Origin of the sequence: Haloglomus halophilum (assembly GCF_024298885.1) — an archaeon.
Lineage (GTDB): Archaea > Halobacteriota > Halobacteria > Halobacteriales > Haloarculaceae > Haloglomus > Haloglomus halophilum.
The window spans coordinates 2,690,888-2,709,226 of sequence record NZ_CP101166.1 but is presented as its reverse complement, the minus strand read 5'-3'; the positions used below and the strand labels follow the sequence as shown (position 1 = coordinate 2,709,226).

Annotated in this window: 16 protein-coding genes; 10 read left to right on the top strand and 6 right to left on the bottom strand. The window is 68.8% G+C overall.

The genetic code is table 11. The features are described 5' to 3' along the window. Window positions 1-5: 5 nt before the first annotated feature. Window positions 6-437, bottom strand: coding sequence for a cupin domain-containing protein (locus NL114_RS13065; RefSeq protein ID WP_254821360.1), 432 nt, complete (start codon window positions 435-437; stop codon window positions 6-8). A gap of 110 nt (window positions 438-547) precedes the next feature. Here NL114_RS13065 and NL114_RS13060 point away from each other — a divergent pair, with 110 nt between their 5' ends. Then, on the top strand, window positions 548-1,045 hold the full coding sequence (locus tag NL114_RS13060; protein WP_254821359.1) for a DUF4352 domain-containing protein: 498 nt from the start codon (window positions 548-550) through the stop codon (window positions 1,043-1,045). A gap of 21 nt (window positions 1,046-1,066) precedes the next feature. On the opposite strand, the gene NL114_RS13055 is transcribed toward NL114_RS13060, so the two are convergent. Beyond that, window positions 1,067-1,834, bottom strand: coding sequence for an SIR2 family NAD-dependent protein deacylase (locus NL114_RS13055; protein WP_254821358.1), 768 nt, complete (start codon window positions 1,832-1,834; stop codon window positions 1,067-1,069). A 206-nt stretch (window positions 1,835-2,040) separates the two neighbouring features. Here NL114_RS13055 and NL114_RS13050 point away from each other — a divergent pair, with 206 nt between their 5' ends. Next, window positions 2,041-3,879 carry a histidine kinase N-terminal 7TM domain-containing protein gene (locus NL114_RS13050; RefSeq protein WP_254821357.1) on the top strand — a complete coding sequence of 613 codons (1,839 nt, stop codon included), beginning with the start codon at window positions 2,041-2,043 and terminating at the stop codon, window positions 3,877-3,879. 27 nt (window positions 3,880-3,906) lie between these two features. Here NL114_RS13050 and NL114_RS13045 read toward each other — a convergent pair whose 3' ends face one another. Further along, window positions 3,907-5,133, bottom strand: coding sequence for an acyl-CoA dehydrogenase family protein (locus NL114_RS13045; RefSeq protein ID WP_350355427.1), 1,227 nt, complete (start codon window positions 5,131-5,133; stop codon window positions 3,907-3,909). A gap of 171 nt (window positions 5,134-5,304) precedes the next feature. On the opposite strand from NL114_RS13045, the gene NL114_RS13040 reads away from it, so the two are divergent. Further along, window positions 5,305-6,390: a phosphotransferase family protein gene (locus NL114_RS13040; RefSeq protein ID WP_254821355.1), complete on the top strand. Its 1,086-nt coding sequence runs from the start codon at window positions 5,305-5,307 to the stop codon at window positions 6,388-6,390. 71 nt (window positions 6,391-6,461) lie between these two features. Here NL114_RS13040 and NL114_RS13035 read toward each other — a convergent pair whose 3' ends face one another. Further along, the gene (locus NL114_RS13035; protein ID WP_254821354.1) at window positions 6,462-7,262 is read right to left on the bottom strand and encodes a PKD domain-containing protein; all 801 of its coding nucleotides are present in this window, start codon (window positions 7,260-7,262) and stop codon (window positions 6,462-6,464) included. A 206-nt stretch (window positions 7,263-7,468) separates the two neighbouring features. On the opposite strand from NL114_RS13035, the gene NL114_RS13030 reads away from it, so the two are divergent. Both NL114_RS13030 and NL114_RS13025 read left to right on the top strand, forming a co-directional pair. Beyond that, window positions 7,469-8,788 carry a phosphoribosylamine--glycine ligase gene (locus NL114_RS13030; RefSeq protein ID WP_254821353.1) on the top strand — a complete coding sequence of 440 codons (1,320 nt, stop codon included), beginning with the start codon at window positions 7,469-7,471 and terminating at the stop codon, window positions 8,786-8,788. 260 nt (window positions 8,789-9,048) lie between these two features. Beyond that, window positions 9,049-9,996: a phytoene/squalene synthase family protein gene (locus NL114_RS13025; RefSeq protein ID WP_254821352.1), complete on the top strand. Its 948-nt coding sequence runs from the start codon at window positions 9,049-9,051 to the stop codon at window positions 9,994-9,996. Window positions 9,997-10,601: 605 nt separating this feature from the next. On the opposite strand, the gene cruF is transcribed toward NL114_RS13025, so the two are convergent. Beyond that, entirely contained in the window at window positions 10,602-11,459 is an 858-nt protein-coding gene (cruF, locus tag NL114_RS13020; RefSeq protein ID WP_286671073.1) for a bisanhydrobacterioruberin hydratase, read from the bottom strand. 192 nt (window positions 11,460-11,651) lie between these two features. On the opposite strand from cruF, the gene NL114_RS13015 reads away from it, so the two are divergent. Next, on the top strand, window positions 11,652-12,389 hold the full coding sequence (locus NL114_RS13015; protein ID WP_254821351.1) for a hypothetical protein: 738 nt from the start codon (window positions 11,652-11,654) through the stop codon (window positions 12,387-12,389). Here the strand turns inward: NL114_RS13015 and NL114_RS13010 are convergent, their stop codons facing one another. After that, window positions 12,390-13,157 carry a Nif3-like dinuclear metal center hexameric protein gene (locus NL114_RS13010; RefSeq protein ID WP_350355426.1) on the bottom strand — a complete coding sequence of 256 codons (768 nt, stop codon included), beginning with the start codon at window positions 13,155-13,157 and terminating at the stop codon, window positions 12,390-12,392. A gap of 159 nt (window positions 13,158-13,316) precedes the next feature. On the opposite strand from NL114_RS13010, the gene NL114_RS13005 reads away from it, so the two are divergent. The 4 genes from NL114_RS13005 to NL114_RS12990 all read left to right on the top strand — a co-directional run bounded on the left by NL114_RS13005 (window position 13,317) and on the right by NL114_RS12990 (window position 18,324). Then, window positions 13,317-14,330, top strand: coding sequence for a sodium:calcium antiporter (locus tag NL114_RS13005; protein ID WP_254821349.1), 1,014 nt, complete (start codon window positions 13,317-13,319; stop codon window positions 14,328-14,330). A gap of 210 nt (window positions 14,331-14,540) precedes the next feature. Further along, a complete protein-coding gene (locus NL114_RS13000) occupies window positions 14,541-15,383 on the top strand; it encodes a TatD family hydrolase (RefSeq protein WP_254821348.1) in 843 nt (280 codons plus the stop codon). 171 nt (window positions 15,384-15,554) lie between these two features. After that, window positions 15,555-16,133 (top strand): DUF2150 family protein, encoded by a 579-nt coding sequence (locus tag NL114_RS12995; protein WP_254821347.1) that lies wholly within the window; start codon window positions 15,555-15,557, stop codon window positions 16,131-16,133. 109 nt (window positions 16,134-16,242) lie between these two features. Beyond that, window positions 16,243-18,324, top strand: coding sequence for an Ig-like domain-containing protein (locus tag NL114_RS12990; RefSeq protein ID WP_254821346.1), 2,082 nt, complete (start codon window positions 16,243-16,245; stop codon window positions 18,322-18,324). Window positions 18,325-18,339: the final 15 nt, after the last annotated feature.

Sequence of the window (18,339 nt, the reverse complement as noted above, 5' to 3'; positions counted from 1 at the left end):
CGGACTCAGTCGTCGCCGGACTGGGCCTCCTCGATCTCCTCGTCGGATATCTGATGCGGGTCGAGCCCGGGGTCAGCGGTGTCGGGTGCCCCGAGCGCGAGAACCTTCCCCGACTCGCTCACGCAGCGGTGGCCGTGACCGATCATCGGGCCGGCCGCCCAGAACGTCCCCGGGCCGACCTCGCGGAACTCCTCCTCGCCCGAGCGACCGAGCTTCAGCGAGAACCGCCCCTCGAGGACGTAGAACAGCTCCTCCTGCTGGGCGTGGGCGTGGTACCCGATCTGCTCGCCCTCCTCGAAGTGCCAGATCTTGCAGAGCATGTTCTCCAGCCCCAGCGCGGAGTCGACGTCCTGCATGTCCAGATCCGGCGGGATCTCCTCGATCTGCGAGAGGTCGGTCACCGCGACTTCGTCCGTCTCGACGACGCTGTATTCCATGGCGGGCGTTGGCACGCCCGGTCGGGACAAAAGGGTAGCGGCGACACCACTGCGTCCGACGGACGCCACCGAACAGTAGCTTCATCCGGCGCGCCCGGCACGGCTCGCGCGTGAACAGACGACAGCTGCTCCGGGCGACCGCTGGCCTCGCCACGGCACCGTTGCTAGCCGGGTGTAGCTCGGACGGCGGCGATGGACGGTCGCCCTCCCCGACGCCGTCGGCGCGGGAGCCGCGCGACTCACCGGAGCCGACCGACGCGACCGGGACGGCCCGGTCGACCGTCGCGGAACTCGCACTCGACGACGCGACGCCGTTCGTCGCCGACCCCGACTTCGGCGTCGATGTCACCGTGACGAACACGGGCGACCGCGAGGCCAACGTCCTCTCCTCCGGGTACGGCTACGAGTTCGACCTGACGACCGGAGCGGGAGCGGCCCCCGGGAACGGCGTGGCCATCTCCGGCGACGGGAGCCCCGAACTCGCCCCCGGCGAGTCCGTCCGGCTGACTGTCTGGAAGCCGGTCGATGGCGACCCGGCAGCCGTGACGGGATACGACCTCACGCTGACCTGTGCAGCGACCGGCCAGGCCACCTACTGCGGGAACTAGACTCACACGGGACGGCAGCGCTCAGGCCCGCTCCCGCACGGCGTCCTGTAGGGCCGGCAGTACGTCCGTCACGTCCGCGCGGAAGTCGTACTCCGCGCGGTCCGAGAGCCCCGTCCGGTCGAGGTTGACGATGCAGAGCGTGGCGCCCGACTCGGCGGCGGTCCGGGGGAAGGAGGCGGCGGGCTGGACGGTGAGCGAGGAGCCGACGACGAGGAACAGGTCGGCGCGCTCGGCGAGCGACTGTGCCCGGAACAGTGGATACTCGGGGAGCTCCTCACCGAACAGCACCACGTCCGGCTTGAGGAGGCCCTCGCAGTTGGGGCAGCGTGGCGGCACCGCGCCCGCCCGGACCCGGTCGAAGACACCGTCGGCCTCGAACGTCCGGTCGCAGTCGTAGCACGCGACCCGCTGGCCGTTGCCGTGGACCTCGATGACCTCCTCGCTGCCGGCCTCCTGGTGGAGCCCGTCGATGTTCTGCGTGATGAGGCCGTCCACGTGGCCCTCCTGCTGGAGCGTCGCGAGCGCCTCGTGGGCCGGGTTGGGCTGGAAGTCGTCGCCGAACAGGTCCTCGACCATCTCGACGCGCTCGGTCCAGAACCCCTCGGGGTCGGCCTCGAACCGGGAGATGTGGAAGTCCATCGGGTCGTACTCGTTCCAGACGCCGTCCTCGCTGCGGAAGTCGGGGATGCCGGAGGCCGTCGAGACGCCGGCGCCGGTCATGGCGACGACGGAGTCGGCGTCGCGGATGGCGCCGGCGGCGAAGCTGATCTCCTCGTCGAAATCGGTCATATCCGTGTGGGACGGGATGGCACGATAAAAGCGACTCGGGGGACAGGGGCGATTCCCCGGAAAGCGCCAGCCACCACAGCGTGGAACCACGCGCCCGACCGATTATTCAGGAGGTGAAACGTTATGTTGCCGGCGAAATCACCCAGAACTGACTCACACATCGAGAGCCGGACGATGACCGAGACGGCTCACTGCTATCCATCGCGATGTTCCCACCAGACCCGACCGTCCCGCTCGCGTTCCCTCTAGAGCGGGCTTCGAACCCCATCGTCGTCCTCTACCTGCTGTCGTTCGTGCTGGGCGTCGGGCTGGCAGTGCTCGTCTCGCTCCGAGGGTCGAACTCGACCATCCGACTGTTCGCAGGCTGGTCGGTCGTCAACGCGTTCTGGGGACTGTGCTACGGTCTGCTTCTCATCAGCACGTCGCTCACGACGATGCGGTTCCTGCAGCATGTCGTCGTGCTACTGGCGTTCCTCGACGCCGGCGTCTTCTTCCTGTTCGCGCTCTCGTTCACCAACTACGGATCGGGCGCGAGTGGCGTGGCCTGGTTCAGACGCGCCGCTGGCGGCTACATGGTGGTCAGCGGTCTGGTGGTCGTCACGAGTCCACCGCATGACCTCCTGCTTCGGGAGTTCCGCGTGATCGCCGTGGTCGGTGCCTCGGCCGTCCGAAGCACCAACGGCCCGCTGTTCATCGTGCTGTCGGTCGTGGGGTGGGGGCTGGCGTTCACCGGGGTCGTGTTGCTCTGGTGGTACGCCATCGATTCGGACCGCCTCTACCGGAACCAGGCCATCACGCTCGCCATCGCAGTCCTCCTCCCCCTCGTCGCCAGTATCCCGGACGGCCTCGGCCTCATCCCGATCAGCACGACGCCACTCGTGTACGTGCTCAGCACCGCCATCATCGGAGCATCCGTCTTCAGGTACCAGTTCTCCGAGGCGATCCCCCTGTCGCGGAAGGACATCCTCGACGAACTGGAGGTCGGTATCGTGGTCGTCGACAGCGAGCGTGAGATCCTCGAACTGAATCCGAGGGCCGAACGGATACTTCGGACCTGGGGAACGGGCAACCCATGCCGGGGGGCATCGCTCACGTCGTTTCTTCCGTCCGACTCGGAACCCCTCGACCTGTCCCAGTTGGAGTCGGGGACCGACCTGACTGCCGACCACGATGAGAAACCCCGCTGGTACCGCCTTCGGTCCACCCCCTACCGGACACCGGTCGAGGACGGCTACATCGTCACCCTGACCGACGTGACGAACGAGCGACTCCGACAGGACCAGCTCGAACGGCAGAACGAACACCTCGATCAGTTCGCAGGCGTCGTCTCGCACGACCTCCGGAACCCCCTGAACGTCCTGATGGGGAATCTGAAGCTGCTCGAGGCCGATATCGAGGACGGAGGCGGCCCGGAACAGACGACGACCGTGGACCCGAGCCGGGTTCACTCGATGGCCGCTGCCGCCGAGCGGATGGACGATATCATCGACGACGCGCTCGCGTTCGGTCGGCAGGGGAAGGCGGTCACCGAGACGGAGCCGGTGTCGCTCGCGGCCGTCGCCACGGAGGCCTGGAGCGCCGTCGAGACCGGGGACGCGACCCTGACCGTCGAGGCCGATACGACGATCCGCGCCGACCGGGCTCGTCTGCTGCGGATCCTCGAGAACCTGTTCCGGAACTCGGTGGAACACCGTTCGGCGGGTGACCGGGGTACGTCCGGCGACCCCGGAGGAGGGGGGTCCGGGGAACTCCAGCCCGGACCCGACGGCCCGTCACCCGTGGTGACCGTCGGGCCGCTCGACGGGGAGGGCGGCTTCTACGTCGAAGACGATGGGCCCGGCATCCCGCCGGAGCAGTGCGAGCGGGTCTTCGAGCGGGGCTACACCACCGCAGCTGAAGGGACCGGGTTCGGACTCGCCATCGTCGAGAACGTGGCGCGTGCACACGGCTGGACCGTCTCGGTGACCGACGCCGAGACGGGGGGTGCCCGCTTCGAGTTCACGGGAGTCGAGCGCGCCAGCGAACGGCCGATACCCTCGGGTTGAGCCGGAAGCGGCGAAGGGGTGCGCGGCTCAGACGCTCGGATTGCCGAAGGTCGGGAGGTTCGCCAGCTCGGCCTCGTCGTACTCCATGTCGAACGCCTCCCGGGCGATGACGCGCTGGTGGACCTCGTCGGCCCCGTCGACGATGCGGAACGCGCGCACCGCCTCGTAGAAGTCCGCGAGTGGGAGCTTCCGGGAGATGCCCGCGCCACCACAGCACTGGACCGCGAGGTCGATGGCGTCCTGGGCGGTGTTGGCGGCGTACACCTTCGCCATGCCGACCTCGACGCGGGCCTGGTTGCCCCGCGTGATCTCCTCGGCGGCGTGCCGGACCATCGAGCGCGTGGCGTGGAGCCGGGTCTCCATGTCGGCGATCTCGTAGCGCTGGTTCTGCTTCTCCGAAAGCTTCGAGCCGAAGCCCTCCCGGTTCTGCATGTACGTCTTCGCGATGTCGAGCGCGCGCTCGGCCATCCCGGAGAAGCGCATGCAGTGGGTCAGGCGCGCGGGGCCGAGCCGCTCCTGGGCGTGGACGAAGCCCATGTCCAGCCCGCCGAGGAGGTTCTCCTCGGGAATGCGAACGTTGTCGTAGCGGATCTCCGCGTGGCTCTCGGGCAGCAGCGTCTGGCCGAGATGCGGCGTCGGCTCCACGATGTCCACGCCGTCGGCGTCGGTCGGGACGAGGAACAGCGAGCAACCCTGGTAGGGGTGTTTCTCCTCATTGGTCCGGGCCATCACGATGAGCACGTCGGACTCGTCACCCTGCGTGGTCCACCACTTGTGGCCGTCGATGACCCACTCGTCGCCCTCTTTCTCGGCGGTGGTCTTGATCATCTTCGGGTCCGAGCCGGCGCCCTCGCGGGGTTCCGTCATCGAGAAGCCCGAGCGGATGTCGCCGGCGACGAGCGGCTCCAGATACTCCTCCTTCTGTTCGTCGGTGCCGACGAGTTCGATGGTGTGCATGTTCCCCTCGTCGGGCGCGTCGACGCGCATCGCGACCGCGCCGAGCAGCGACCGGCCGGCCTGCTCGAACAGCGGCAGCACGTCGCGGAACTCCTCACCCATCCCGCCGTGTGCCTCGTCGATCTGCGGGCAGTAGACTCCGCGCTCGCGCGCCTCCGCTCGGAGGTCCGCGATGACCGACTCGTCGACGGGGCCGTTGCCCAGGTACTCGCGCTCGGTCGGGATGACGACCTCGTCCATGAACTCGCGTGCGCGCGCTGCCAGCTCCGTCGCCCGCTCGGAGTCGTGGTAATCGATATCCATGTTCGGGGCGTCGAGTGCATCCATTGTAAAGGAACCGCAGCAATCCACCCGCCGGCGAGGGGGATGTCCCGGTTCGTCCCCCACCTATACGTACCCCCGGCGGGAATTACCCCTTACAATGTTAGCAATCACGGCAACACGGGGCGTACCGTACCGGGTGAGAGCATGAGCGAGGGCGAATCGGACTACTTCCGGCGTATCGTCGACCGCGAGGCGCTCGCCGAGTACCTGGAGGACGAACTCGGGCCGCACGGCGGCACCTACGAGGTCGAACATCACAAGGAGGGTCACTCCAACGAGACGCTGTTCGTCACGTGGGGCGACGACGACCTCGTCGTCCGGCGGCCGCCACCGGGCGAGACGGCCGAGAACGCCCACGACGTGCTCCGGGAGTTCCGCGTGATGGATGCGCTCCAGGGCACCGACGTCCGGGTGCCCGAGACCGTCCTCTCATGCGACGACCACGACGTCCTCGACGCGGACTTCTACGTCATGAAGCGGATGAACGGCGTCGTCCTCCGCGACGAGGAGCCCGAGCGCTTCGCCACGCCCGAGCGCCGGCGACAGGTCGGCGAGGAGCTGGTCGACGGGCTCGCCGAGATCCACGCCGTCGACTACGAGGCCGTCGGGCTGGAGGAGGGCGACTTCGGCTACCCGCCGGGGTTCACCGAGCGCCAGGTCCGGCGCTGGTCCGAGCAGCTGATGTGGGCGTTCGAGGTGACGACCGAGGAGCGCGAGGTCGAGGAACTGTACGACGTGATGAGCTGGCTCCAGGACAACGTCCCCGAGGACCCGCCGTCGACGCTGGTCCACGGCGACTACAAGCTGGACAACGTGATGTTCGCCACGGACGACGAGCCACGCATCAACGCCGTCTTCGACTGGGAGATGTCGACGCTGGGCGACCCGTTCACGGACCTCGGGTGGATGCTGTCGTACTGGTGGGACGCGAAGGACCCCGAGCCGCCCGAGTCGACGGACTCGCTGTCGAACACGTTCATGACCCGCGAGGGGTACCTCACGCGGCAGGAACTCGTCGAGCGCTACGAGCAGCAGACGGGGCTGGAGTTCACCAACGAGAGGTTCTACCGCGTGCTGGCGGTCTACAAGCTCGCCGGACTCGGGGAGATGTTCTTCCGGCGCTACCTGGAGGGGAACTCCGACGACGACATGTACCCGAAGATGCGCCACGGGGTCCCGGCGCTGGCCGCACGCGCCCAGCGCATCATCGACGGCGAGGAGCCGCTGTAGTCGGTAGCGGATCGAGCCACGAACGTCTCGGGGGAACCACAGACCTGCTTTCGAACCGCGTTCGGACGGAACTACGGTACGTACCTGATCCTGGTGTCGGTCGCACCGTCGTCGTCGGTGACGACGAGCCTGACGAGCGCCCCCTGGGGCACGTCCGCGTTCTCGACCGTCTCGCCCGTGTCGTCGATGGTGCCGTCGTTCCCCACGTCCCACCGGTAGGAGACGATGGACCCGTCGGGGTCGGCCGACGGGGACCCGTCGAGGTCCACGTTGGACGACCGTCCCTTCCGGTCCGTCGTGAACTCCGCCGTCGGCGGCTGGTTCTCCGAGGTCGGCGTCGGGGTTGGTGTGGCCGTCGGCGTTGGCGTAGCGGTGGGGGATGCAGTCGGGGTAGCCGTTTCCGTCGGCGTTGGCGTGGCCGACGGCGTCGCCCCAGGTGCCACCGTCGGCGTGGTCGGGTAGACGATGGCCTCGCAGACGATGACGTTGTCCGTGACGACGAGAACCTCCGTCCGCCCGGTGAGCGGTCCGAACCGCGCGGTTTCGTCCACCTCGAATCGGCCGTCACCATCCCCCTCGTCGACGACGAACGGGACCCGGGGCGAGGCGCCGGAGCCGTCCCGGAGAACGACCGCGAGTTCGGACGCGTCGGCGCCGTGTCCGCCTCCGTGGGTCACCTGAAGCGCTCCGTCCTCGTAGGTGAACTCGCAGTCGACGAGAGGCGTCCCGCCGGCCCCGTCCGAGAACTGTGGCGCGAGGGCCACCCCGGCGACGGTCATCGTGACGACGACGAGGGCGGTCATCAGAAGGGCGCCGAGGACCTCCGAGGCACCCCGCTGTCGCCGGTCCGGGGGTTCGGAGGGCCGTGTCACGTCACAATCGAACAGGGAGGGACACATTATGATTCCGCTGCCGGGGGGCGCCAGCGGCGGTGGCGGCAGTGGCGGCGGGGGGCAGCAGCAGCGGTGGGGGCGGCGGGGGGCGGCGGCGGCAGCAGTGGTTGCCGTGGCCACAGCTACCGACATCGGGCATCGAGCCCCGTACCTATGCTTATCAGGACACCGGGCGACATCCGTGCATGGACAGCAGGAACTTCCTCTTCTGCTCGCTGGACGCGGCCCTCGTCGGGGACCTGGCGTGGCAGGTGAAACGGGAGGGTCACGACGTCCGCTACTACATCGAGGCCGAGAGCGACCGGGCAATCGCCGACGGGTTCGTCCCGAAGACCGACGACTGGCGCGCGGAGCTGGACTGGGCGGACGTGGTCGTCTTCGACGACATCTGGGTCGGGAGCGACGTGGGGACGGGCGAACTCGCCGCCGAGCTACGCGCGGAGGGCCACGCCGTCGTCGGCGGGACCCCGAACACCGACCGGCTGGAGGACGACCGCGGCTACGCGACGGAGGTGTTCGAGGACCACGGCATCGACCCCATCCCCTCGGAGGTGTTCCACGATTTCGACGCGGCCATCGACCACGTCCGGACGAACCCCGCCCCCTACGTCGTGAAGCCGCTCGGGGAGGTACAGAACGTGAAGCGCCTGCTGTACGTCGGCCGCGAGGACGACGGGAGCGACGTGGTGGACATCCTGCGTGCGTACGAGAAATCGTGGGGCCACCGGATGAAGGGGTTCCAGCTCCAGCGCCGCGTCGAGGGCGTCGAGGTCGCGGTCTGTGGCTTCTTCGACGGCGACGGCTTCGTCGAGCCCATCAACTTCAACTTCGAGCACAAGAAGCTGTTCCCGGGGAACATCGGCCCCTCGACGGGCGAGATGGGCACCTCGATGTTCTGGGCCGGGCGGAACCGGCTGTTCGAGGAGACGTTCGGGAAGCTGGAGGGCTGGCTCGCCGAGGAGGGGTACGTCGGGAGCATCGACATCAACTGCATCGTCAACGAGAACGGCATCCACCCGCTGGAGTTCACGCCACGCTTCGGCTACCCGACCATCGTCCTGCAGGAGGAGTCCCTGGAGTCACCCACCGGCGAGTTCCTGCACGACCTCGCGCACGGCCGGAACCCCTCGCCCGAGGTCCACGGCGGCTACCAGATCGCGGTTCGGGTGGTCCTCCCGCCGTTCCCGTTCGACGACGAGAAGACGTACGACGAGAGCTCACGGAACGCCGCCATCGTGTTCGACACGCCCGACGGGAGCCCACCGGAGGGCGTCCACATCGAGGACGCGAAACTGGTCGACGGGCAGTGGCGGGCGGCCGGCGAGAGCGGGATGCCACTGGTCGTGACGGGCACGGGCGAGACGATGGCCGACGCCCGTGAGCAGGCGTACGACCGGATCGACCGGGTGTTACTCCCCAACTGCTACTACCGGGACGACATCGGGGAGCGCTGGGTCGACGGTGACGGCGACCGGCTGCAGGCGTGGGGCTATCTCGGGCCCTAGACGCCGACATCCCTCGGCGCCTGGTCGGCGGGTCGACGAGCGCGAGGACCCCGCTGACGAGTGCGACGACCCGTCCGAGGCCGGAACCGGTATCGAGGTCGATATCCATCCGAGACAGACGGCGGGCCAGCCTCAGTGTGGCGGCCGAAAACGGGCAATTGTTTCCTGAACAGGTGGATTAAGAACCCGCCATGTTCAACTCTACCGACTCATCCTTGCACTATCTATAAGACGCTGACGACCGTACTATGGGGCACCGAATGGTCGACGACGCGCAGCTCTCTCGGAGCAAGGCCATCCATCGGCGGACCGGACGGACGTTCTACTACGCGACGCGGCTGCTCCCCGAACGTGTCCGGCACGCCACGTACGTGCTGTACGCGTTCTTCCGGGTGGCCGACGAGGTGGTTGACGACGCCGAGGGGGTCCCACCGGCCGAGCAGCGGCGCCAGCTCGAGGAGATCCGGGAGGCCGCACTGACCGGCGAGACCGACGACCCGGTGCTGGCGGCTTTCTTCGAACTCCGGGAGCGCTACGACATCCCCGACGGGGAGGTCGAGGTGTTCATCGACGCGATGCTCACCGACATCGAGAAGTCCCGCTACGAGACCTACGAGGAGGTCGAGGCCTACATGCGCGGGTCGGCCGCCGCGGTCGGCGTGATGATGACCTACGTGATGCGCCAGGACGACCCCGAGGAGGCCATCCCCGCCGCTCGCAAGCTGGGTGAGGCGTTCCAGATGAGCAACTTCCTCCGCGACGTCCGCGAGGACATCATCGAGCGCGACCGCATCTACCTCCCGCTGGAGACGCTCGAGCGCCACGGCGTCCCCGAGGCGCAGGTCGAGCGGCTGGAGTACGACGAGGCGTTCGCCGCCGCGATGCGCGATGAGCTGCGCCGGACGGAGACGCTGTACCAGGAAGGGGTTGCCGGCATCGGTCTCCTCCCGCGCGACTGCCAGCTTCCGGTCCTCATCGCCGCCGTGCTGTACGCCGACCACCACCGACTCATCCGCGAACGTGACTGCGACGTGCTCTCCGAGACGCCGTCGCTGTCGTCGCTCCGGAAGCTCCGGCTCGTCGCCGAGACCCAGTGGCACTGGTTCTGGAACAAGGACCCGGAGACGGTGTTCGCGAAGGTGAGCGCGGTTCCGTCGGGCACGCAGACGAGCCACGACCACCCCGGCGAGCCGATGCCTGCACGGTAGGAACCAGGAATATTACCACACTAATAGACCAATTTGTCACTTGTAAGCATCCTCCCGAACTATTTTAGACATTTTCTGACATACTTGGAAGATTGCAATATTGTGACCAAGGGATAGAAAGCCCCCGGCCCCTTTCAGTCCCGCCCTGTTACCCGTCGCACTGAGCGGTCGCACATGGTGGTTCCAGCGGAGTGCTAGTGGCCCCAAGCCTCCCCGCGCGAGCGCCGGAGTTGCCGAACACGCTCACTGCGTTCGCGGTTCGACACGGGTGGCGCTCGCGCGCTTCCAGGTACCGGAACCGGCCGGCCGAACAGACACCGGCCGGCCGGGAGCGCGTGCCGCAGCGCGGACGCGCAAGGCCGCGCGACCCGGGGAAGGGCAGGGAATCCTGATCCTCCGCAAGCCACCAGGGGCGGGACTGAAAGGGGCCGTTCGCTCGACCCGTCCCGGACGACGCAAGCACGCGAGCACAGCGAGCGCGCGCAGCAAGTCCCGGACGGGTCGAGCGAACGGGGGCTTTCGACAGGGCTGCGTTGTCGCAACTGTCGTCGTTGTAGTTCCCACCCTCGAGGAGAACAGTCGTGACACACCGAGCGCCACCCACCTCACCCACGAACCGACGGCCACGAGGGTCGAACGTCGAAGTCGAAGCGGTCCGTCGCCAGCAGGCCGGCGCCCAGCAGCCCCGCCAGCGCCACGGGAACCCAGTTCCCGAAGTAGGCATTGACCAGCCCCCAGAGGACCACGAACGAGACGAGGTCGTCGAGCATGAACTCGCAGTCGCGGAGTCGCTGACGGAGCCCCGACCGCTCGAACGCCGCATCGAGCGTGCCCACCGCGACCGTCGCCGACAGCACCCAGCCCGCGTAGTTCGACCACGGGACGCCGTAGTAGGCGCCGGCGGGGTCGTACGTCCAGAACGTCAGCGCCACCGCACCCGGGTCCAGCACGAGGTCCATCAACAGGACGACCGCGATGACCGCGGGCAGGCGGACGAGCGCCGATTCCGTGCGGGGCCCCAGCAGGAGCAGACAGAGCAGGTAGGCGTTGACGACGAGCGGGAAGAAGAACACGGGCAGCCCCAGCGGAACCGTGTCCAGCAGCATCGGCCCGAGGTCGACGCCGTACTCGAAGCTGCCGTACGGGAAGCCCGTCAGGACGCCGACGTACTCGATGCCGTAGGAGTACGCGGTGAGGAGGAGCAGGCCGGCGGCGGCCCGGCGGCCGACCAGCGGCGCGAGGCCGGCCACGAGCGGCAGGCGCATCACGAGCGTCCCGAAGATGATGAGGTACGGGTTGAAGTTGAGGACGCCCGGCAGGAGCGTCTCCCGGGAGGCGACCAGCAGGACCGCCCCCATCAGCGGGAAGACGACGGCGATGGTGAACCGGTTCTCCCGGACCAGGTCGTCCAGTCCCGCCTCCACCCGGGCGCGGCCCGGCAGGGAGATGGCGTCCGTACTCACTGCCCGAATGGAGGGGCGGCCGGAGCATATGGGTTCGGATATCGGGGACGAGCGCTGCCACGGCGGCCGGACCCGGTTGTGAGGGGCCCGACGGATCCCCGGGCGGTGCCGGGGGGGACTACGCGGGCGTTCGGTAAAGCGTTCATTAGCGCTTCCAGAACCGAGAAGTCGTGTGGACCGCCACCACCGGCCATGGAACGCCGACGGCTCCTCCGCGACGCGGGCGTGGCCCTCGCAGCCGGGTTGGCGGGCTGTTCGGGCGAGGACAGCGAGGACGGTGGGGACGACCGCACAGCCCCCGCGAGCACCGGCACGCCGCGGAGCCAGCAGCCCGGCACCACCAGCCCGACCGATACGGAGACACCGACAGACCACCCGACACCGACAGACCGTGAGACGGTGGAGCGGCCCCTGGACTGGTCGCCCGGGGTGGCGGCCGAGGTCGCCTCTGTAACGGTGGCCGGCACCTCGCCGGCGACGGCGGCGCCCGTCCGGTACGAGGTCCGCATCGAGTCGAGGACGGCCGGACGCCCACCGGTCCTCCGGACACGGATCGAGAACACGGCCGACCAGGCGCTGGAGCTCGGCGAGGGGGAACTCGCACGCCACGACGGCGTCCGCTCCGTCGACGAAGAGGTGTTCCTGCTCGCCAGCGAGATGGCACGGTCGACGGAGGGGGACTGCTGGGGCGTGGAACGACCGTTCGCGAGGGACACGGCGTACGAGGTCATCGACCTCGGGCCCGGCGAGACGGTGACCGCGCGCTCGTACGTGCTCGGGACCGACCGCGGGACGGGCGACTGCCTCCCGCTCGGGCGTCACCGATTCGAACCACGCGTGTTCTGGAGCGAGCCTCGGAACCTGCCCAGCGCCGACGACGGTACCCGGGTCGACTGGGAGTTCACCCTCCGCGTCGCACGACGCGGGTGATCACAGCCCGGTCGGGTGCTCGATGTAGGTCGTCCCGACGACCTCCTCCCAGTCGTCGACGCGGTCGGCCAGCGCACGCACGCCGAACGTCTCCGTGGCGTAGTGCCCGGCGAGGAAGACGGTGATGCCGGCCTCGCGGGCCTCGTGGTACGCCGGCTGTTTCCCCTCGCCCGTGATGAGCGCATCCACGCCTGCCTCGCGGGCCTCGTCCAGCCAGTCGGTACCGCTGCCCGTGAGGATGGCCACGTCCTCGATCTCCTCGGGACCGAAGTCGAGCACCTGGACGGGCTGGTCGCCCGTCTCCAGCGCCGAGAGGGCATCCCGCAGGTCCGCGACCGTCCGTGGGTCGTCCGCGCGGGCGCGCTGGCCGACGTGGACGCCACCGAACTCGCCGAACGGTTCGACGACATCGAGGTCGAGGTGGTCGGCGAGCAGGGCGGCGTTCCCCACCTCGTCGTGCCCGTCCAGCGGCGTGTGGACGGCGTACAGCGCGAGGTCGTTCTCGACGAGCGCGGCGACGCGGTCGTACTCCGTCCCGGTGACGGCGTCGATGCCGCCCCAGGAGATGCCGTGATGGACCACGACGACATCGGCACCGCGCGCAGCGGCCTCCTCGAAGGTGGCGAGGACGCCGTCGACGGCGAAGGCGGCCGTCTCGACGGTCGCGTCCTCGGGGCCGACCTGCAGCCCCTGGACGGCTGCGTCAGCCGCGTACGCGTCTACGTCGAGGAACTCGTTCAGTCGGTCCGCGAACTTCCAGAGCGGGATGGACATGGGTCGGCTGTCGAGGGGCGGACGCTTCAGGGTTGTCGCTCGCGGGCCGACACCGCCACGGATACGACAGGACCCCATGAACCGCTGTGCCAACGCCTCACGCACCGCAACGCGGCCACTGGAATTACGGGCCGACCCCGAGTCCGGCTGGTCATGGCGAGTCTCCAGGTTGTCGCGGCCCTGGCGGCGGGGTCGCTGGCGGCGGTGTGGGCGGGAGCGACGGTGCTGGAACGGTCGACCCGACAGCTCGCCGACCACTTCGACCTCCCGAGCGACGTCCGGGGCGCGGTCGTGACGGCGCTGGGCTCCTCGTTCCCGGAGTTCATCGCGACCGTCGTCGCCATCACGCTCCACGACCGCGTCGAGCTGGCTGTCGGCATCGTCGTCGGTTCGGCCGTGTTCAAGGTGCTCGTGGTGCCGGGCGTCTCGACGCTGCTATCCCCCGGCAGCAGCCTCCAGACCGACCGCGAACTGGTGTACCAGGAGACCGGCTTCTACGTGCTGTCGGTCGCCACCGTCCTGCTGGTGCTCGCGCTCTCGGTCATCTACAACCCGGTCGCCACCGGCAGCCGGACCGGGGAGTTGACACGACAACTGGTGCTCGCGCCGCTCGGACTCTACCTCTTCTTCCTGTTCCTGCAGTACGCCGACGCCGCCGAGCACGGGGCGGGACGCGCGAGCGGCGACCACTCGGCCACCCAGTACCTGACCGGTCTGGTCGTGTCGCTGGTGTTCGTGGGCGTCGGCGTCGAGGGCCTGGTGCGCGCGGCCATCGAGTTCAGCGACGCGTTCGGCACCTCCGAGTTCCTCTGGGGACTGACCGTCGTCGGCGCGGGGGTCTCGGTGCCGGAGGTGTTCGTCGGGGTGCTGGCTGCGCGCAACGACGAACCGGGCGTCTCCATCTCGACCGTGCTGGGGTCGAGCACGTTCGACCTGCTGGTCGCCATCCCGGTCGCGGTGCTGGTGGTCGGTGCCGTCACGGTGAACTTCGGCGCGGTCGTCCCGCTGTTCGTCTTCCTCGTCGGCGCGGCCCTCCTCCTGCTGACCGTCGTCCGGACGGACCTGGCGGTGTCGACGGCGGAGGCGGTCGGGCTGTTGTTCGTCTACGGCGGCTTCCTCGCGTGGATGGCCGCCGAGAGTGTCGGCCGGTTGACGCTGCTGGGCTGACCCCAGCCTGGAATTTCAAATAGGGGGACGGGACCAGCCCAACCGTGACCTGACGCACCGAGTCGCGCCGACGGGTTCGCCAGCCCCGCGAGCGTCGCGGCCGGGGGCCACCGCGTGCCGCTTTCGGGGACGTTCCGGTTTCCAGCCACGCGACCGCGACCGTCGGGCGCATCCCGGACGCTTTTCGCCACGGCCGTCCCAGCCACGGGTATGGACTACGACGGACCCGTTCTCGACGACCACCTCCATCTCGACCCGGTGAACGGCCGTGATACGGAGGCGGTCGAGGAGTTCGCCGCGGTCGGCGGGACCCACCTGCTCGTGCTGAACAAGCCGTCGTGGAGTCTCGGCGTCGAGGTCGACGACCGCGAGGACTTCCGCGAGGGGTTCGACCTCACCGTCGAGGCGGTCGAGCGCGCGACGGAGGTGCTCGACGGGCGTGCGTGGCCCGTCCTCGGGGTCCACCCCGCGCTCATCAGCCAGCTCGTCGACCGTGGCTACACCGCCGGAGAGGCCCGCGACCTGATGTGCGCCGGTATCGACGTGGCCGCGGAGTACGTCAGCGACGGCCCCGCGCTGGCCATCAAATCCGGGCGTCCACACTACGATGTCGACGAGGCCGTCTGGGACGCCTCGAACGAGGTCATGTGCCACGCGTTCGAGCGCGCGGCCGAGGTCGGCTGTGCCGTCCAGCTCCACACGGAGGGCGGCGAGGACTTCTCCGAGGTCACGGACTGGGCCGAGGAGCGCGGCCTCCCGCCCGAACAGGTCGTCAAGCACTACGCCGGGAGCCGGACGGTCGGCCCGGTGCCGAGCGTCATCGCCAAGAAACCCAAGATCGAGGGCGCCATGGAGCAGGGCCGGCCGTTCATGCTGGAAACGGACTTCATCGACGACCCGGACCGTCCCGGCGCGGTCCTCGGGCCGAAGACGGTCCCCCGGCGGACCCGGTGGCTGCTGGAGGCGGGCCACGAGGACGCCGTCCGGACCGTGCACGTCGAGACCCCCGCGCGCGTCTACGGAATCGACACCGAGGCGACGCTCGCGGAGTGATATCGCCGGTCAGAGCGCGCGGAGTGTGGAGCGCCAGCACACGGCGGGAGACGGCCACCCACACGAGGTACGGCGTTAGCGGCCCGCAGACGCCGATGTGTCGAGAGTATTGAGTCCATCGGGTGGCGGCCGAGGGAAAGGCATAACCCCCGGCGCACGTACGCCGGCAACATGAGCACGCCCCCGGACGAGTACTACACGGCGGAACGCTGGCAGAACTGGGTCGGCCGGCTCCGTGAAGAGGACTTCAACCCCGAAGAGGAGGATTCGGCACGCTTCCTCTGGAACCTGCGCGACGATACGGCCATCGCGGTCGCGAAGATCGTCACCGACGCCGAGGACGAGGAGCTGGCCGAGGAGAGCGCGCTGGAGAAGCTCGGCCAGATGCGCGATATCATCTTCGCCGAGGTGGAGTTCGACGACGAGGACAAGACGATGCTCATCCAGAGCGTGCAGGCCTCGCTCGAACCCGTCATCTCGGCGGCCGAGGAGTACGTCGCCAACGCACCCGCCGACGAGGCGAGCGCCGCCGAGTACGTCAACGCGGCCATCGACGCGGGCAACGAGGACGAACTCGACGCCGCGTTCGCCTACTGCGCGCAGGCCGGGACCCGCATCTTCGCCGGCGACGAGATCGATACGAGCGTCGTCGAGGAGATCGAGAACGCGCTCGTCCTCGACTGGGTCAACGGGCTCGACAGCCTCCAGTCGGCACTCGCGGACCCCGAGGTCGTCGAAGAGGAGGACTGAGCCCGATCACCGGCGGCCGCCCACCGGGGGCGCGGTCGACCGGCCGATAGTTGGATGCTTCTGTCGGAAACGACTTTTATCACCGCCCGAGAGATGCGAGCAGACGCATATGTACGGCACGACGGGGGGAGCGCGGGGGCAGCCGGTTCAGATAGGCGTCCTCGTGCTGTTCGCCTTCCTCATCATCGGTCTCGCCCTCTTCCAGGCGGTGCTCGTCCCACAGGAGAACGCCCAGGTGGAGTTCAACCACAACCAGAACCTCCAGAGCGACATGGTCGACCTGCGGAGCGACCTGCTCCGGTCGGCCGCGACCGGTGAGCCCCGGACCACGCAGGTCCGGCTGGGAACGACCTACCCCTCGCGGACCCTCCTGTTGAACCCGGCCCCGCCGGGCGGGACCCTCCGGACCGTCGACCGGGGCGGATTCAACATCACCAATGCGACGGCGACGACCAGCAACGGCGCTCAGAACTACTGGAACGGGACGGCCCGGAACTTCTCGACGAACGGACTGGTGTACGAGCCGTCGTACAACGCCTACGGCGGGGCCCCGGAGACCGTGTTCGAGACCTCCGTGCTGTACAACCGATTCGAGAGCGGCGAGCGGCTCACGCTCTCCAACCAGTCGTTCATCAACTCCCGGACGATCTCGCTGGTCGGACTGATGGGGGAGTACGACACGGCAGCGAGCCGCGCGGTCGCCGTCGACCCGCGGGTCGTCTCCGCGACGAACCGGACCGTGAGCGTGACGAGCGAGGGGGGACCGATTACGCTTCGGCTCCCGACGCAGTTGTCGGAATCGGAGTGGAAGGACCTGTTGAGCGGTGAGATGGCCACCAGGAACCCCGACGGCTACGTCGAGGAGGTCGAGGTCCGGGACAATCCGGCAGCCCAGGGGAACCTCCTCGTCGTCACCCTCGTCGAGGGGCAGAGCTACAACCTCCGGCTCGGCGCCGTCGGCGTGGGGAGCCGGAGCCCCGCCGAACGGGCGGCTGGAGAGGTCGCGTACGTCGTCACGCGGGGGAGCGGCGACAGCCTCGACGAGGGAGACCGGCGACAGGTGACGGTCGAGGCCCGCGACCGGTTCAACAACCCCGTCGTCGGGAAGGAGGTGCGCATCAGGCAGCCGGTCACCGGGTGGGTGGTCGGCGACCGGAGCGGGAGTGGAGGCACGGCGACGGCGACGACCGACGCCAACGGCCGGGCGACGTTCAGCTACCGCGCACCACTGAACGTCCGGCAGAGCCGGGAGGTGACGCTCAACGCGACCGGCCCCGGCGGCGACGCAGCCGACCGGAGCGACCCGCAGACCGTCGCCATCAACCTCACCGTCGAGGACAACGCCGAGCGGGTCGAGAACGACGCGTACACACGGCCGCTCATTACCGCGGTGGAACCGTCACCGAATGTCGGAGACGATTCGGCCGCCGATGAGTTCGTCCGGCTCTACTTCCCGAATGGCGGGGACTACGACCTCGTGTACAACCCCGATGGGGGCGATGTGACCGTCGATATTGACAGTGCCACGTCTGGGGAGGAGGTATACGTCAACGCCAACCCCTGTGGCTCCGAGTCGACTGGAACGCTCGATGTCGGCGACAGCGGCGTGCTCGAACTCGTTCCCGATGGCGGTGGGCCAGTCTATGACAGCCTCACGTACAACGGAGCCGAAGGGGTTCAGTTCGACGCCGACGGCATCGGCCTCCGCCGCGTGGACGACGAGGCCTACGTGGACACGAACGTCTCGGCGGACGACTGGCGGACGACTGGGCCCGAGGATGTCTGCGAGGCCGAGGCGGGCGACCAGGCGCCGACCGTCAGGACACTGAGCGTGAGCGCCAACTACGCCGGTGGCGGCACTCCCGGACAAGGGCAAGGAGGGGGGCAGAGCAACCAGCCCCAGACCGACCGCGTGACGTTCACCTACAGCGCCACGGACGACTTCGACGTGCCGGAGGTCACGGTCGACGCCGACCCGTCGGACGACACGACGGTCTCGCTCGTGAACCCGCCGTCGGGACCGTCCGGGACCGCTATCATCGAGTTCACCCCCAGCGTGACCGCCGCCAACGACATCGACGTCACCGTGACGTTCACGGATGACACCGGACAGCAGGTGCAGTGTGAGGGAACGCTCGTCGAGGCGGGACAGACGCTGACGCTGGCGGACGGTCTGAGCTGCTCGCCCTGAGCGCGGAGACGACGG

Coding starts and splice junctions, on each gene's coding strand:
- NL114_RS13065 (WP_254821360.1), bottom strand. CDS start 437: ATGGAATACAGCGTCGTCGAGACGGACGAAGTCGCGGTGACCGACCTC.
- NL114_RS13055 (WP_254821358.1), bottom strand. CDS start 1,834: ATGACCGATTTCGACGAGGAGATCAGCTTCGCCGCCGGCGCCATCCGC.
- NL114_RS13050 (WP_254821357.1), top strand. CDS start 2,041: ATGTTCCCACCAGACCCGACCGTCCCGCTCGCGTTCCCTCTAGAGCGG.
- NL114_RS13040 (WP_254821355.1), top strand. CDS start 5,305: ATGAGCGAGGGCGAATCGGACTACTTCCGGCGTATCGTCGACCGCGAG.
- NL114_RS13030 (WP_254821353.1), top strand. CDS start 7,469: ATGGACAGCAGGAACTTCCTCTTCTGCTCGCTGGACGCGGCCCTCGTC.
- NL114_RS13025 (WP_254821352.1), top strand. CDS start 9,049: ATGGTCGACGACGCGCAGCTCTCTCGGAGCAAGGCCATCCATCGGCGG.
- NL114_RS13015 (WP_254821351.1), top strand. CDS start 11,652: ATGGAACGCCGACGGCTCCTCCGCGACGCGGGCGTGGCCCTCGCAGCC.
- NL114_RS13005 (WP_254821349.1), top strand. CDS start 13,317: ATGGCGAGTCTCCAGGTTGTCGCGGCCCTGGCGGCGGGGTCGCTGGCG.
- NL114_RS13000 (WP_254821348.1), top strand. CDS start 14,541: ATGGACTACGACGGACCCGTTCTCGACGACCACCTCCATCTCGACCCG.
- NL114_RS12995 (WP_254821347.1), top strand. CDS start 15,555: ATGAGCACGCCCCCGGACGAGTACTACACGGCGGAACGCTGGCAGAAC.
- NL114_RS12990 (WP_254821346.1), top strand. CDS start 16,243: ATGTACGGCACGACGGGGGGAGCGCGGGGGCAGCCGGTTCAGATAGGC.